General features: G+C 66.6%; 13 protein-coding genes. 6 read left to right on the top strand and 7 right to left on the bottom strand.

The window, feature by feature from the left end:
- Nucleotides 1–36 precede the first annotated feature (36 nt).
- A complete protein-coding gene (locus tag ACFQ4G_RS03200) occupies nt 37–1,059 on the top strand; it encodes a polyprenyl synthetase family protein (protein ID WP_238203603.1) in 1,023 nt (340 codons plus the stop codon).
- A 78-nt stretch (nt 1,060–1,137) separates the two neighbouring features.
- On the opposite strand, the gene ACFQ4G_RS03195 is transcribed toward ACFQ4G_RS03200, so the two are convergent.
- The 6 genes from ACFQ4G_RS03195 to ACFQ4G_RS03170 all read right to left on the bottom strand — a co-directional run bounded on the left by ACFQ4G_RS03195 (nt 1,138) and on the right by ACFQ4G_RS03170 (nt 9,176).
- The gene (locus tag ACFQ4G_RS03195) at nt 1,138–2,760 is read right to left on the bottom strand and encodes a putative bifunctional diguanylate cyclase/phosphodiesterase (RefSeq protein ID WP_238203605.1); all 1,623 of its coding nucleotides are present in this window, start codon (nt 2,758–2,760) and stop codon (nt 1,138–1,140) included.
- Nucleotides 2,761–2,921: 161 nt separating this feature from the next.
- Complete coding sequence (locus tag ACFQ4G_RS03190; protein WP_238203607.1) at nt 2,922–3,809, bottom strand: 4-(cytidine 5'-diphospho)-2-C-methyl-D-erythritol kinase; 888 nt, start codon at nt 3,807–3,809, stop codon at nt 2,922–2,924.
- 129 nt (nt 3,810–3,938) lie between these two features.
- Nucleotides 3,939–5,795, bottom strand: coding sequence for a tetratricopeptide repeat protein (locus ACFQ4G_RS03185; RefSeq protein WP_238203609.1), 1,857 nt, complete (start codon nt 5,793–5,795; stop codon nt 3,939–3,941).
- Nucleotides 5,796–5,931: 136 nt separating this feature from the next.
- Nucleotides 5,932–6,507 (bottom strand): RES family NAD+ phosphorylase, encoded by a 576-nt coding sequence (locus tag ACFQ4G_RS03180; RefSeq protein ID WP_238203611.1) that lies wholly within the window; start codon nt 6,505–6,507, stop codon nt 5,932–5,934.
- Nucleotide 6,508: 1 nt separating this feature from the next.
- Nucleotides 6,509–7,468 carry an antitoxin Xre/MbcA/ParS-like domain-containing protein gene (locus ACFQ4G_RS03175; RefSeq protein ID WP_238203613.1) on the bottom strand — a complete coding sequence of 320 codons (960 nt, stop codon included), beginning with the start codon at nt 7,466–7,468 and terminating at the stop codon, nt 6,509–6,511.
- A 55-nt stretch (nt 7,469–7,523) separates the two neighbouring features.
- Nucleotides 7,524–9,176, bottom strand: a complete 1,653-nt coding sequence (locus tag ACFQ4G_RS03170) for an electron transfer flavoprotein-ubiquinone oxidoreductase (RefSeq protein ID WP_238203614.1) — start codon at nt 9,174–9,176, stop codon at nt 7,524–7,526.
- A gap of 221 nt (nt 9,177–9,397) precedes the next feature.
- On the opposite strand from ACFQ4G_RS03170, the gene ACFQ4G_RS03165 reads away from it, so the two are divergent.
- From ACFQ4G_RS03165 to moaB, 4 genes are all read left to right on the top strand, one after another.
- A complete protein-coding gene (locus tag ACFQ4G_RS03165) occupies nt 9,398–10,282 on the top strand; it encodes a uracil-DNA glycosylase (RefSeq protein WP_238203616.1) in 885 nt (294 codons plus the stop codon).
- Between the two features lie 130 nt (nt 10,283–10,412).
- Entirely contained in the window at nt 10,413–11,318 is a 906-nt protein-coding gene (gene ypfJ / locus ACFQ4G_RS03160) for a KPN_02809 family neutral zinc metallopeptidase (protein ID WP_238203618.1), read from the top strand.
- A 213-nt stretch (nt 11,319–11,531) separates the two neighbouring features.
- Nucleotides 11,532–12,416, top strand: a complete 885-nt coding sequence (locus tag ACFQ4G_RS03155; RefSeq protein ID WP_238203620.1) for a glycosyltransferase family 2 protein — start codon at nt 11,532–11,534, stop codon at nt 12,414–12,416.
- A 71-nt stretch (nt 12,417–12,487) separates the two neighbouring features.
- Nucleotides 12,488–13,045 (top strand): molybdenum cofactor biosynthesis protein B, encoded by a 558-nt coding sequence (gene moaB / locus ACFQ4G_RS03150; protein ID WP_238203622.1) that lies wholly within the window; start codon nt 12,488–12,490, stop codon nt 13,043–13,045.
- Here the strand turns inward: moaB and ACFQ4G_RS03145 are convergent, their stop codons facing one another.
- Entirely contained in the window at nt 13,046–13,567 is a 522-nt protein-coding gene (locus ACFQ4G_RS03145) for a hypothetical protein (RefSeq protein WP_238203624.1), read from the bottom strand.
- 221 nt (nt 13,568–13,788) lie between these two features.
- Between ACFQ4G_RS03145 and ACFQ4G_RS03140 the strand changes: the two genes are divergently transcribed.
- Nucleotides 13,789–14,130: a VOC family protein gene (locus ACFQ4G_RS03140; RefSeq protein ID WP_238203631.1), complete on the top strand. Its 342-nt coding sequence runs from the start codon at nt 13,789–13,791 to the stop codon at nt 14,128–14,130.
- The last annotated feature ends 30 nt before the right edge of the window (nt 14,131–14,160 follow it).

Raw genomic sequence — 14,160 nt, 5'->3', positions numbered from 1 at the left:
GATCTGCCAGGTGTGAAAGCTCGGGAGGCATCGAGTTTGGGTGTCGTCGTTTCCTTCGATGAGGGCCGCTCCGATCCGGAGTCGAGCCTGAACGATCTTGTGGCTCTGGTGGCGAAGGGCATGGAGCGCGTGAACGCGACCATCCTGTCGCGGACCGGGTCCGATGTCGCGATGATTCCGGAGGTGGCCAATCACCTCATCGCGTCCGGGGGCAAGCGTCTGCGCCCCATCCTCACCCTCGCCACGGCCGATCTCTGCGGCTACGCGGCCGGGGACGGCGCGGTGAAGCTCGCTGCCAGCGTCGAGTTCATGCACACGGCGACCCTTCTCCATGACGACGTCGTGGATGAGAGCGACATGCGCCGGGGCCGCGTGGCGGCACGGATCAAGTGGGGCAACGAGGCGAGCGTGCTCGTCGGCGACTTTCTCCTGGGCCAGGCCTTCCGGATGATGGTCGAGGTGGGCTCGCTGCGTGCCCTGGATATCCTCTCGGCGGCGGCCACCGTCATCGCCGAGGGCGAGGTGATGCAGCTCACCGCCGCCAAGAATACGGAGACCTCGGAAGACGAGTATCTCGCCGTCATTCGAGCCAAGACCGCCGAGCTTTTCGCCGCTGCCTGCGAAGTCGGTCCGGTCCTGGCCGAGCGACCGAGGGCGGAGCAGGCGGCCTGCCGCTCCTACGGCATGAATCTCGGCATCGCCTTCCAGCTCATCGACGACGTCCTCGATTACGGCGGCACCAGCGCCTCCATGGGCAAGAACGTCGGCGACGATTTCCGTGAAGGCAAGATCACCCTGCCGATCGTGCTCGCGTTCCGGCGCGGGACCGAGGAGGAGCGGACGTTCTGGCGCCGCACGCTGCAGGACGGAGATGTGGGGAAGGCCGATCTCGATACGGCTTTGGCGATCCTGCGCAAGCATCGGGCGCTGGAGGACACGATCGATCGGGCGCGTCATTACGGTGCCATCGCCCGCGATGCCCTGGCGCTGTTCCCGAACGGCCCGATGAAGTCGGCCCTGCTGCAGGTGGTCGATTTCTGCATCGCCCGGGCTCACTGAAGTCCGCTCGGTTCGGCTTCGTCCACGACGAAGCCGAACCGACTAGAATCCTGTGTCCAGACGAGATCGGGAGACCGATTACGCGGCCGCGGCGGTTCGCGGCTCGATGGCGAGCGTGGGACCATTGGCGGCCCGATCGAGCACGAGGTTTCCGGCGCCGTCCGTCCATTCCGTGAGCAGGCGATCCGTGGCGACCTTCGTCATCGGAGCGCCAAACAGGAAGCCCTGGCCGTAGGTGCAACCCTGGCCGGCCAGCCAATCGACGCTGTCGCTGCTCTCGATACCCTCGGCGGTCGTCACGAGACCGAGGCTCGACCCGAGCGCGATGATCGCATCCACCAGCTTTGCCCGCTCCGCACCGAGCGGAACCGAAGCGATGTAGCTGCGATCGATCTTCAACTTGTCGAATTTCAGTTCGCGCAGATGATAGAGACTGGAATATCCGGTCCCGAAATCGTCGAGGGCGATGCGCACACCGAGGCTCTGCATGGAGGTCAGGGCCGTCCGCGCGGCTTCGATATCGTTGACGAGGGCCGTTTCAGTGATCTCGATCTCCAATCGGCTCGGGGCAAAGCCCGTCTCAGTCAGGATCGCGAGAATGCGTGCCGGCATCTGACGGTCCTGGAGCTGCAGCGGCGAGATATTGATCGCGAGCTGCAGATGCGATGGCCATGAACGCGCGTCGGTGCAGGCCTTCCGCATCAGTGCCCAGGTGAGATCGGCGATCATCCCGGTTTCTTCGGCGAGGGTGATGAAGGCATCCGGTGCGAGAAGGCCCTGAACCGGATGACGCCAGCGAGCGAGCACTTCAAAACCGATGAGCTCACGTCCGGGAAGCGACACCACCGGCTGATAGAACGGTTCGATCTCGCCGCATTCGATACCGAGGCGCAACTCCTGTTCGAGTTGGGCGCGGGCACGCAACGCTATCCCCATCTCCGCCTGGAAAAATCGAAACGCTCCGCGGCCATCGCGCTTGCCCTGATACATGGCGAGGTCGGCCGCGTGCAGCAGAGTCTCCGCCGTGGAGATTTCCGGCGATGCCAGGGCGATACCCACGGTGGCGCCGATATCGATGCGGCTTTCACCCCAGGGCAGCGGCTGCGACAGGGCATTGATAACCTGTTGGGCCAGACGTCCAACGGTCTCCCGGTCCTTGCCGTAATCGTAGAGGATCGCGAACTCGTCTCCGCCGAGCCGGGCCACGACGTTGCCGATGGGGAGAAGAGCCCTCAACCGATCGGCGACGGCGCAGAGGATCGCATCTCCGGCAGCATGCCCGTAAACGTCATTCACCGGCTTGAAGCGGTCGAGATCGATCAGCAGAACGGCCACCGGCGCAGGCGCCTGGACGGAAGCGAGGCGGGTATCCAGCGTCTCCTGGAACAGCCGGCGGTTGGCCAGCCCGGTCATCGCATCGTGGCGGGCGACGGAAGCCGCCGAGGATTGAGCGAGATCCCGGGAGATCATCACCCGGCGGAGAGTCAGCGATTTGCGTATGGCCGCAGCCGCGATCCCGAAGCTCATGCAGATGGCGAGCATGAGGAGGTCGTGAAGCTGGTGGAAGGTGGTGAAAGTCAGGAGAAGCGAGAACAGGCCGAGCTGCGTTCCGGCAAACCAGACGCAGGTTCCGATCATCATCAGGGAAAGGACTTCGCGCAGCTCGCCCTTAGCCCAGGATGCTTGCGTTGCGTCATCCATACCGTGCTCCCTTCGGGGCACCATCTAGGACCAGCAGCCTTTCATACAGATGAACGGTTTCGTATCGAATATTCGCAAATCGGCAGTGGCCGACATTAGAAAGCGCTCTGGTTAATCCTTACGCAATCCGACCGGATCGTCGATCGACCCGCCGCTTCGGCCTAGCGCAGCAATGCGGACTGGACCCACCAGGATGTCTGCATCGCCCGGATCTGGGCCCGGATCTGGGCGGCGGCCCGAACCGCGTCGGACCGGTTCGCGAAGAGACCGAACACGGTGGCTCCGGAGCCGGACATGCGGGCGAGGCGGCATCCGTTCTGGCCACGCAATGCGGCCAGCGCATCCGCGATGACCGGCGCGACGGTGAGTGCCGGTGCCTCCAGGTCGTTGCGGGCCGGAGTGATCGCCGCGAGGGTCGCGTCGAGCCCGAGGCCAGGCGCGAGGAGGGGATGGTCGTCTCCGGCGTGACGCTCTCCGACCGCCAGTCCGAGCGCCTTGAACACGGGGGCCGTCTCGACCGGTACACCGGGATTGATCAGCACCGCGGGCAGCGGAGAGAAGTTCAGGGCCGGGCCGACATTCTCCCCGGCGCCGCGCATCATCCGGCCGCGCGGGGCGAGGCATACGGGAACGTCGGCCCCCGTGGCACCGGCAGCCTCGATGATGGCGGGGTGGTCGATGGAGAGGTCGTTGAGGCGAGCGAGGAGCCGCAGGGCGGCAGCGGCGTCAGACGAGCCGCCACCGATGCCGGCGGCGACGGGCAGGCGCTTCACCAGATGAAACGCGCCGAGCCGCAATCCGGGAACGGACCGGGCCAAGCCTAGCGCGGCACGGACCACGAGGTTGTCGTCGAGGGGACCCACAGGTCCGGCGGTCGGGCCGGACACGTCGAGCGTCAGGCCGTCACCGGGGACCAGACTCAGCGTATCCCCGCGGCCAGTGAAGGCGACGAGGCTCTCGAGTTCGTGGTAGCCGTCGCCCGCGCGGCGGCCGAGGACATGGAGGGTCAGATTGATCTTCGCCGGAGCGCGGGTGACGAGAACGGACACGGGTGACCCTGGGGACGAGGGGCAGGTCTGGCGACCAGGGAGAAGTCTGGCGACCTCGGGAATGACGGAGCCGGTCTGGCCCCGCGATCCGATCCCCGTCAAGTCGGGTTCTCGCCCTTCGACAGACGTTCAGCCGCCGCTCTTCTTGTCGGCGGCGCCCGGAGGCTCGCTCGGGGCCGGCGCGCCCTTCGGCAATTCGGGGTTCACCTTCTCCGGCTCGGGCGGGTTCTCGGCCGTGGCGGCCGGCTTTTCGAGTTCCGGCAAGCCATCCTTCAGCTTGGCGTTGATCTTGACGAGGTCGTCCGGCTCGGGGTTCAGATCCTTGGCGTGCTGCCACTGGAACTTGCCCTCCAGCCGCCGGCCCGACCGCCAGTAGGCGTCGCCGAGATGGTCGTTGATCGTCGGGTCGCCCGGCTTCAGCTCGATCGCTTTTTCGAGTTCGCGCACGGCGTCGTCGTAGCGGCCGAGGCGGAAATAGGCCCAGCCGAGGCTGTCGATGATCATGCCGTCGCGCGGGCTCGCATCGACGGCCTGCTTCAGCATCGTGAAGGCCTCGTCGATATTCATGTTCTGGTCGACCCAGGAATAGGCGAGGTAGTTGAGCACCTGTGCCCGTGCCGCGGGCTGGTTCACCGGCACGAGTTCGAGCGCCTTCTTGAGGTCGGCCTCGGCCTTCGGCCAGTGCTTGGCCCGCTCGTAGGCGGTGCCGCGGAAGTAGAACGTCGTCCAGTAATTGGCGGCCGGCTGCTTGCCGATGAGCTCGATGGCACGGCTGTAGGTCGCCGCGGCCTCCTCGTATTTCTTGCGCGAGCGCTGGACGTTTCCGAGTGCCGTCACGACGTCGATGCTGTCCGGATGCTCCTTCATCGCGGCATCGAGGAGCTGGATCGCCTCCTCGCCCTTGCCGAGCTGTTCGAGGTTGAGGCCGATCTGGATGTCGGCATTGAGCTTCAGGGGCGAGCTCGCGGGAATCTGCGCATAGGCGTCGTTGGCGCGCTCGGTCTGCTTCATCCGGTCGAGCGTGTCGGCGAGCGTCAGGCGGGCGAGGGCGTGCTCCGGCGCGAGGTAGAGGGCGAGGCGCAGGTAGACCACGGCGGGCAGCTCGTCGCCCTGGGTCGACCCGGCGGAGCCGAGGCCGTAGAGCACCTCGCCGGCACCTTCCTGCGCGGTATTGACGAGGCGGGTCAGCGGCTTGCCGGCCTTCAGCTTATCCAGGGCGTCTCGCACGATCGGGTGGCGCGGCAACAGCTGATCGAAAGCGGTATAGGCCTGGATCGCGAGGTCCGTCCGGCCGGATTGGGCCTCGAAACGGGCATAGGCGTCGACGATGCGCAAGGTGTTCTGGTCGGCGTCGTAGGCGGCCTTGAGGCGGCGCTCGGCCTCCGCCTGGTCGCCGACGAGGTTGGCGATCAGTCCGGCATGGAAGTCGCGGAAGGTGTTGTAGTAACGCTCGCCCTTCAGCTTGCTCACCACTTCGAGGGCGCGCTTGCCGTCATTGGCACCGGCATAGGCCCAGGCGGTGAGCAGCGTGCTGGTGAGATCAGCCGCGGCGCCGCGGCCGCTGCGGGCGAAATTCTGGCGTGCCTGCGCGAATTGTCCGGCCTTGATCTGGCGCACGCCGAGGCTCAGTTGCGCGAGGCCGTTCGACCCGTCACGGGCGGTCAGCCGCTCGGCGGCACGGAAGGCGTCGGGCAGGGCGCCGTCCGCGAGCAGCGACACGAAGGCGCGCTCGAGCAGTTCGGCGTTGCGCGGATCGGCCTTCACCGCCTCGCGATAGAAGCTCGCCGCGGCGGACGTGTCCTTGGAGGCGCCGGCGATGTAGGCCGAAAGGAAGTTCCCCTCCAGGGATTCCGCCGGCTCGTACTCCGTCATCGGAGTCGATTCCCGCGGCTGGGCGGCCAGCGCCGTGATCGACGTCGCCACCGAGGCGGCAAGGCACAAAGCGAGGGCCGAGAGGGTCCGGCGGGTCGCGGCGTTTCCGTTCATGGGCACCAGTCGCGTTTCTTGCGCATCGGCGAAAGGACGCCGATGCCGATCGGGCGGGGACACTGAACTCTTCCCGCCATCCTCGCAAGGCGAAAGGATGGCGGCAGTGACCGGCCGGCTCCGACGCCGCAGGCGCCTATCGTACGATTTCGACATCGAGGCCACGCAGGGCCGGAACGAGGCCCTCCAACGTGACGACGTCCTCAACGGGAGTGGCCGAGAGCTTGCCAACGCCGCGTTCATAGACAGCGCAGCAGGTCGCACTAGTAAGCCGGGAGAGGTAAAGCACGCCGTCCGCGTCCGTGCGGTCGTAGATCGCGGCGCTCAGCACCCGGCCCAGGCGATGCGCCTTGGCGCGGCCGGCATCCGTCGAGACGCCGAGCCGCAGCAATCCAGTGGTCCGTAGATCAATCAGCGTAAGCGGTGCGTTCGCGGACACCTCGGTCGCACCCCATGCGGTGACCTCGCCAAGCCCGATCCGCCGCCGCACGCGGTTCTCGAAACGGTCGCGGATCATCGTTTCGGCCAAAGCCGTCTGAAGATCCTCTGCGATGTAGAGAAGCTTGAATGCAGCGACGGGACTGGAAAAGCGGGTCGTGCCGTGGCCCATCCCGAGAGGGGTCGCGCGATGGGCGAGGAGGCAGGCACGGACGTAGCTGTCGGGCAGGAAAGCCAGGGCGAGATCGGCGAGTGTCGCGGGATCGAGCCTCACCTCAGGCGAAATCGTCGCGTGCCGCACGCAGTACGGGTTCGATCCGCCCGTGCCTCAGGTCTTCCAGCAGCGATGCCCCCAACTCGCGTGGCTCCGAGAGCCAGAGCCAAGCCGTTCTGGCATCGCCTACAATTCCCAAGACGTCGGCGATACCCGGCACCGGCCTTCCGTCGACGAACTGCGCTAAGGGAAAGACATGCTTGCGGGCGCCCTTCAGCAATCCGATCACCGCGCCGCCCCGCCGCCAATCCTGAAGTGTTGACCGGGCGATGCCCAGATCCGCCGCGAGCTCGACCGGACCGGCCAAAGGACCGGCCCAATCCTCGAGCCTGAGGGGCAATGCGTAGTCCGAGAGCCGCCTTGCGCCTTCGACGGAACTGATCCGGCCGCCCAGACCCCGACCGCGAGACGGCTCGACGCCCGACTTCGATACTAGAGCGTACCTTTCAGGCGATGATTCAAAGAGCGGTTCCGCCCGATGGGGATCGGGGACCACGTCGGGCCTGCGCAGATCATTCGCCGAAATCGGAAGATTTGTCCTCGCTAATGACGACGCCTCAACCCGATTTCTTACCCCGAGCTTACGTAAAATATGCTTGACGTGAATCTTGACTGTTGCCTCAGAAATTTTGAGTTCTGAGGCAATTACCTTGTTCGGCGCGCCCACCGTCAGATGGTGCAGGATATCGCGTTCGCGCTTACTCAGGGCGCCGAGCTTGGGTATCGCTTCGTCGTCCGCCGGAAAGATAGCGCGGAAACCGCGTTGACGGACCTCGAGACTCTCGGTTGCCGCTCCAACGGCGGCCAAGAGCTCCGCCATGTACTCGACGTGTGGCAACTCTGCCGTCGGATTGCGCTTCCGCAGCGCCTCCGCCAGATCGCCGGCCCGAATGTCGAGCGTGCCGGTCCCACGCTCGCCCGCATTCCGCGTCGCCATTTCAGCCCGACCACCCGCCTTCACGATGAATCAGATTGTGCGGATTGCACGGATTGTCCAGCCTGTACCGCGAAGCCCCTCACATGTTCGGATAGTTCGGGCCGCCCGGGCCCTCCGGCGTCACCCAGTTGATGTTCTGGTTGGGGTCTTTGATGTCGCAGGTCTTGCAGTGGACGCAGTTCTGCGCGTTGATCTGGTAGCGGACGCCGCTGCCCTCGGTGACCCATTCGTAGACGCCAGCCGGGCAGTAGCGTGCCGAGGGACCACCGTAGACGTCGTGCTCCGAACTCTTCTGAAGGGCGGAATCCTTCACGTTGAGGTGGGGCGGCTGGTCCTCTTCGTGGTTGGTGTTCGAGAGATACACCGAGGAGAGCCGGTCGAAGGTCAGCTTGCCGTCGGGCTTCGGGTAGACGATCGGCGTCACCTCCGAGAGCGGCTTCGTCGCGGCGTGATCCGGCTTGCCGTGCTTCAGCGTTCCGAAGGGCGAGGCGTCGAGAATCGTCTGCGTCCACATGTCGAGGCCGCCGAGGCCCACACCGACCAGCGTGCCGTATTTCGACCAGAGCGGCTTCACGTTGCGCACGCGCTTGAGGTCGCGGCCGATGTCGCTGTCGCGCCAGCCGGCATCGTAATCCGTCAGTTCGTCGCCCTGACGCCCCGCGGTGAGCGCCGCGGCGATCGCTTCGGCCGCCTGCATTCCGGACAGCACCGCGTTGTGCGAGCCCTTGATGCGGGGCACGTTGACGAAGCCGGCCGAGCAGCCGACGAGGCACCCGCCGGGGAAGACGAGCTTGGGGACCGACTGCCACCCGCCCTCCATGATGGCGCGCGCGCCGTAGCCGATGCGCTTGGCACCCTCGAAGACGTCGCGGATCATCGGGTGGGTCTTGAAGCGCTGGAACTCCTCGAACGGCGACAGGGTCGGGTTCTCGTAGTTCAGATGCGTGACGAAGCCGACCGAGAGCAGGTTGTCGTCGAAATGATAGAGCCAGGAGCCGCCGCCGGTCTTGTTCGAGAGCGGCCAGCCCATGGTGTGGCGCACGAGGCCGGGCTCGAAGGTCTCCGGCTTGAGCTGCCAGAGCTCCTTCACGCCGAGGCCGTATTTCTGGTGGTCGCTGTCCTTGTTGAGCTGGAAGCGATCGATCAGCGTCTTGGTCAGCGAGCCGCGCGCGCCCTCTCCGAAGATCGTGTACTTGCCGCGCAATTCCATGCCGCGGGTGTAATCGTCGCGCGGCTCACCGGACTTGCCGATGCCGAGATCGCCGGTGGCGACACCGATGACGGTGCCGTGATCGTCGTAGAGCACTTCCGAGGCCGGGAAGCCGGGATAGATCTCGACGCCGAGTTCCTCGGCCTTGGCACCGAGATACTTCGTCACGTTCGAAAGCGAGCCGACGAAATTGCCGTGGTTCGACATGAATTTCGGGAAGGTGAAATTCGGCAGCGAGATGCCGCTGTTCTTGGTGAGGAACAGGAACTCGTCGCGCTCGACCTCGGTCTTGAGCGGCCGGGCGTCGTCCTGGCGCCATTCGGGAAGCAGGCGGTCGAGCCCGAGCGGGTCGATCACCGCGCCGGACAGGATATGCGCGCCGACTTCCGATCCCTTCTCGACCACGACGACGGCGAGGTCGGCGGCGATCTGCTTGAGGCGGATCGCGGCGGCGAGGCCGGCCGGCCCCGCTCCCACGATCACCACGTCGAAATCCATGCCCTCGCGTTCCGGCAACGCCATCCTCGAAACTCCTCCTGCCGCGCTCGGCCCGACCGATCGAGATCGATCGAGAAACGCGTGGTGCTGTGATTGCGAACACTCTCAACCCATTCCAAGCTAGGAACGCAAGCCTGCCGATGGTCTCACGGCGGATTGAAGCCTTCGGGCCCTAACATCGGGCGATGCACGAAGTGTCGCGCGAAGTGTTGTCCACAGGACCATTCGGGGCCACATCACGTGAGATGAGCCATGGCCCCGATACCGAGCGCGACGTGATCGCCGATCTCGACTTCCACGTGGAAGCCGGCGTCGATCTCTGCCTCGACGAGCGGCCGCACGACCGCTTCTCCGAAGCCGACGAGCCGCCGGCCTGGCGCCCGGCGCCGGCCCGCCGCGCGATGCCCGCGCAGGATGCCTCACCGGCCGATCCGGGACCCTTCCGTCGCGAACTGCCTCCCCGCGGCCCGGCGCCGGCAGCGCCGCCGGCACGGACCTACGGACAATCCGCGGCGGCGAAGCCCGGCGAGGCGGCGGGCGACGCAAGGGCGCGGGCGCGGGATGTCACGTCCCTCGAAGAACTCGAGCAGCTGCTCGCGGGCTTCGACGGCTGCCCCCTCAAGTTCACGGCGAAGAACCTCGTCTTCGCCGACGGCAACCCGGCCTCGAAGCTGATGTTCATCGGGGAGGCCCCCGGGGCCGACGAGGACCGCGTCGGCAAGCCGTTCATGGGCCGTTCCGGCCAGCTCCTCGACCGGATGATGGCGGCGATCGGCCTCGACCGGACCAAGGCCTACGTCACCAACATCGTGCCCTGGCGGCCGCCGGGGAACCGGAACCCGACGCCCCAGGAAGTCTCGATCTGCAAACCGTTCATCGAGCGCCAGATCGAACTCGCCGACCCGGACATCATCGTCTGCCTCGGCAGTCCGGCGACGCAGGCGATCACCGGAACGAAGGACGGCATCCTGAAGGCGCGCGGCCGGTTCTACCCGTATCGGGTCGGCGACCGGGAGGTGAGAGCCCTGGCGACCCTGCACCCGGCCTATCTCCTGCGCCAGCCGCTCCAGAAACGCCTCGCCTGGAGGGATTTCCGCCTGTTGCGGGCGACCCTCGACGGGACGGCGTGAGGCGAAACGCGTCGGGGAAGCGGAACCGTATCTTTCACCCGGGGATTAGTTCGGGCACACGGGGCGGAGACGGGAACGGGCGTGGCGGCCATTCCTCGACCATGCCTCCGGGACGAAGGGTGACGAGATCATGCGCTGGGAAGATTTCCGCTCTTCGGACAATGTCGAGGATCGTCGCGGCGAGGGCGGCGGCGGCGGCGGCTTTCCGGGCGGCGGTGCCGGCGGGCTCGGCATCGGCACCATCGTCATCCTCTGCATCATCGGCTGGGTCACCGGTATCAATCCCGCCATCCTGATCGGCGGCGCCGAGCAGATGAGCGGCGGCGGACGGCCGCGCCAGGAGCAGGTCGACCCGCAGACCCAAGCCCAGCGCAAGACCAAACCGACCGATGAGAGCGGGCGCTTCGCCGCCGCCATCCTCGGCAATACCGAGGACGTCTGGAAGGAGATCCTGCCCAACCAGACCGGCAAGCAGTACCGCCCGACCGGGATGGTGCTCTATACCGGCGGCACGCGCAGCGGCTGCGGCTCGGCCCAGGCGGCGATGGGGCCGTTCTACTGCCCGCTCGATAAGAAGGTCTATCTCGACACGTCGTTCTTCAAGGAGATGGAGCAGAAGTTCGGCGTGAAGGGCGACTTCGCCTATGCCTATGTCATCGCGCACGAAGTCGGCCACCACGTCCAGGACGAGCTCGGCATCCTCGGCAAGGTCCAGGGTCGCCAGCAGGCGGCCTCCAGCAAGGTCGAGTCGAACCAGCTGTCCGTCCGCGTCGAACTGATGGCAGATTGCCTCGCCGGCGTCTGGGCCAAGAACTCCAACGACAAGTACAACTCGCTCGAACCGGGCGACATCGAGGAAGCGATGCAGGCGGCGAGCGCCATCGGCGACGACAAGCTGCAGAAGCAGTCGCAGGGCTACGCCGTGCCGGATTCGTTCACGCACGGATCGTCCGAGCAGCGGATGCGGTGGTTCATGACCGGCTACAAGAGCGGCCAGACCAAGTCCTGCGACACCTTCCGGGCGGCCCGCAACTGAGCCGGGCAGGATGTTCCCGATCCATTTCGTGACGATCGCAGCGACGCCGATGAGGATTCCGAAAGCATAGACTCAGACCGTCCGCGCGAAAGGTAGCGGAGCGCCGCCGCGTAACGGTCGATTCAACCCTGGAGCGCCAAGGATCGCGGACGAGGCCGACCGCCCATTTCTCGCGAATGGGCTGGATTCGGCGATGCGAGGCAGCGCTCCACCATGTCCCCGACCGAGACGATCGCCGTCATCATCGCGACCCGCGGGCGACCGGCCCTGGTTCGAGGGCTCGTCATGCTCCTGCAGAGCCAGAGCCGAGCGCCCGACCACATCGTCATCGTGGGATCCGAAACGGACGATCTCGGCGGGTTGGAGGATGGTCCCGGATTGACCGCACGGGTCGGCCGGACCGGCAGCGCGCATCAGCGCAACGACGGTCTCGCGCTGGCCGGTGGGCGCTACGACTATGTCGCCTTCTTTGACGACGACTTCATCCCCTCGCATTTCTGGCTCGAACAGATGGCAGCGACCTTCCGGGCGCGGCCCGATGTCGTCTGTCTCACCGGGCGTGTCCTCGCCGACGGCGCCAAATCTCCCGGCATCGATCGCGGCGAAGGATTGCGGGTTGTGACCGAGGAGGACGGTCACGGAGAGGATGGCGATGACGGCTTGCACGAGGGAATCGGGCCCTACGGCTGCAACATGGCGTTCAGGACCAGCGCCATCGCAGGCCTGGGTTTCGACGAGCGGCTTCCGCTCTATGCCTGGCTGGAGGATTCCGATTTCGGCGGACAGGTGGCGCGCAGGGGCCTCACGGCGCGGGCGGATGCCCTCTGGGGCGTCCATCTCGGCAACAAGACCGGGCGCGAGCGGGGCAAGCGCGTCGGCTATTCCCAGGTCGCGAATTCGGTCTACCTGATGAGGAAGGGAACGCTGCCGGTGCCGTTCCTCGGCAAACTGATGGCGCGCAACGTCGCGGCCAACGTGGTGCGCTCGCTCAGGCCCGAGCCCTATATCGACCGGCGTGGCCGGCTGGCCGGCAACCTCACGGCTCTCCTCGACATCGCCCGCGGCCGCATCTCGCCGGAGCGGACCGCGAAGCTGTAGCGGCGGGATCGACCCGCCCCCTCATTCGCGGCTAGAATCCGCCGGCATCGCCGAGCTGAAAGCCGCAATCCATGGTCGCCGCAGACAAGACCCGTCGCTTCATCCCGCTCTCCATTGCGGTGCTGACCGTCTCCGACACGCGCGTCGCCGAGGACGACCGATCGGGCGACACGCTGTGCGAGCGCCTCGTGGCGGCCGGCCACAGCCTCGCCGGCCGGTCCATCGTGCCCGACGAGGTCTCCGCGATCCGCGCCCAGGTGGAAACCTGGATGAGGGACCCCGCCGTCGACGTGGTGATCACCACCGGCGGCACCGGCTTCACCGGGCGCGACGTCACCCCCGAGGCCATCGAGCCCCTGTTCGAGAAGCGGATGGACGGCTTCTCGGCGGTGTTCCACCGCATTTCCTACGACAAGATCGGAACCTCGACGCTCCAGTCGCGGGCGACGGCGGGGCTCGCCAACGCGACCTTCGTCTTCGTCCTTCCAGGCTCGCCCGGCGCCTGCCGCGATGCCTGGGACGGTATCCTCGCGGCCCAGCTCGACTACCGGCACCGGCCCTGCAACTTCGTCGAGATCATGCCGCGGCTCGACGAGCACCTGCGGCGCGGGGCCTCGATCCCGGTCTGATCAGCCTCTGTCGAGCCGCACGTTCACGGGTCGCGGCCGCAGTCGGGGGGTGAAGACGACGCCGGAGGTCAGCCGCTCGCGGCGGACGAGGTCCCCGGCTCGCGGAGAACGCACCCCGATGACCGATTCGCCCTGCGCAGCGAGGCGCGCCGGCAGACCGGCATGGGGACGACGCAGGCGTCCGAGGACGATCTCAGGCCGAGCCGTGCCGATGAAGCGATCGATCGTGCGAATCCAGCCCTCCGCCGGCACGTCGCCGGCTTCGAGGCAGAGCACCCATTCGCGCCGCGCCGACTTCGCGCCGGCCGACCATGGCGCCGTGCCCCCCGCCCGCGTGACGAAGGTTGCGCCGGTGGCCTCGGCGACCGCGTCGAGCGCCGCATTGTGCGCGGGCGCGATGATCACGGCATCGCCGACGAGGCCGGCGGCGACGCCCTCCACGAGAGCCCCCAGCGTATCGGCGAGCTGGTCGACCACGTCGGGGTCGCCCGGCCTCGCAACATGGATCAGTGCCGAAATCATGCGCGCGCATACCGTATTTTCGGCGCCGGAGAAGCCGAAAGCCGGAGAAAGGATCGCGAGAATCCGTGCTCCGACGGGATAAGCCAACGATTGCACGAAATAAGGGCAGTCAAAGCTCATGCGTTCCTGATATGTTCACATCGAAAGCACGGTGTCTGCAGCGTGATGCTGTGGCTGGCGGCCTTAGAGTCGCATTCCGTTGGATCACCGGAGACGCTCGCATGCGACAGGACGGCAAGATCGATTATCTCGAACTGCCCGGGCGCGGCATCGATGCGGTGAAGGAATTCTACGGGACGGCCTTCGGCTGGACCTTCACGGATTACGGACCTGGCTACGCCGCCTTCGACCAGGGGCTCGAGGGCGGCTTCGATGCCGACGAAGCGAAGGCGGTGCGGGTGCCGCTACCCGTACTCTACGCTCAGGACCTCGAAGCGATGCAGGCTCGGGTCGAAGCGGCGGGAGGCACGGTCGTCGCGGCGATCTTCGCTTTCCCTGGGGGACGCCGGTTTCATTTCAGAGACCCGGCCGGGACCGAGCTGGCGGTCTGGTCGGAGCGGTGAAGGCCGCTGGAGACGGGGTCGGAGCGCCCG

It is taken from the genome of Methylobacterium marchantiae (assembly GCF_042679825.1).
In the GTDB taxonomy this organism is placed as follows: Bacteria; Pseudomonadota; Alphaproteobacteria; order Rhizobiales; family Beijerinckiaceae; genus Methylobacterium; species Methylobacterium marchantiae.
The sequence above is the reverse complement of the archived record's forward strand: the minus strand, read 5'-3'. Positions and strand labels throughout refer to the sequence as shown.